Source organism: Umezawaea beigongshangensis (assembly GCF_016464305.1).
Classification (GTDB): domain Bacteria; phylum Actinomycetota; class Actinomycetes; order Mycobacteriales; family Pseudonocardiaceae; genus Umezawaea_A; species Umezawaea_A beigongshangensis.
In genome coordinates this window covers 1-848 of the sequence record NZ_JAEIOJ010000041.1, presented here as the reverse complement: position 1 = coordinate 848, position 848 = coordinate 1, and the positions used below count along the sequence as shown (strand labels likewise).

General features: G+C 69.3%; 1 protein-coding gene. It reads left to right on the top strand.

Going from position 1 to position 848, the window contains the following annotated elements:
• Window positions 1–59 precede the first annotated feature (59 nt).
• Window positions 60–848 (top strand): IS5 family transposase gene (locus IMZ35_RS30245; RefSeq protein WP_199444628.1). Its coding sequence is split into 2 segments (ribosomal slippage), with 790 coding nucleotides annotated over them: window positions 60–396 and window positions 396–848; the frame shifts between segments, so codons are not numbered across the junction. This gene is flagged as partial in the annotation.

Below are 848 nucleotides of genomic sequence, written 5' to 3'. Positions count from 1 at the left end.
AGAGCCGGTCTCACGTGGCGGTGACGGTGCTGGGATGATGTGGTGCCGTGGTCGATCAGTTGTCGTCGCGGTTGGTGCCGGATGAGTTGTGGGCGTTGGTGCAGCCGCTGATTCCCGAGTTCAGGCGGCGCCCGCAGGGCGGTGGGACGGCTCCGGTGGACGACCGGGCGGTGTTCACCGCGATCGTGTTCGTGCTGACCAGCGGATGTCGGTGGCGGGATCTGCCACCGTCGTTCGGCGTGTCGGCGCCGACGGCGCACCGCCGGTTCACGCAGTGGACGCGGGCTGCGTTGTGGCGGCGGTTGCACCGGGCGGTGCTCGACGAACTCGGTGCCCGAGGCCTGGTGGACTGGTCGCGGGCGATTCTGGACAGCGCGTCGGTCCGGGCGAAAAAGGGGGCGACATGACCGGTCCGAACCCGGTAGATCGCGGCAAGCCCGGCTCGAAGATCCACGTCGTGACCGACCGCGCCGGACTGCCGCTGGCGGTCGGTGTCTCGGCGGCGAACCTGCACGACAGCCGAGCGCTCGAGCCGATGCTCATGGCCGTCCCGCGCATCCGCTCACGACGCGGACCGCGCCGCTTCCGGCCCGCGAAGCTGCACGCGGACAAGGCCTACGACATCGACCACCTCCGCCGATGGCTGCGCGAGCGCGGCACGGTCCCGCGCATCGCCCGCAAGGGAACCGAGTCCTCACAACGACTCGGCCGGCACCGATGGGTGGTTGAACGCACGATCTCCTGGTTGTTTGGCTACCGCCGACTGGTCACCCGGTACGAACGCGATGCCGTCAACTACTGCGCCTTCGCCACCCTGGCCGCAGCGCTGACCTGCTTCAAGCAACTCA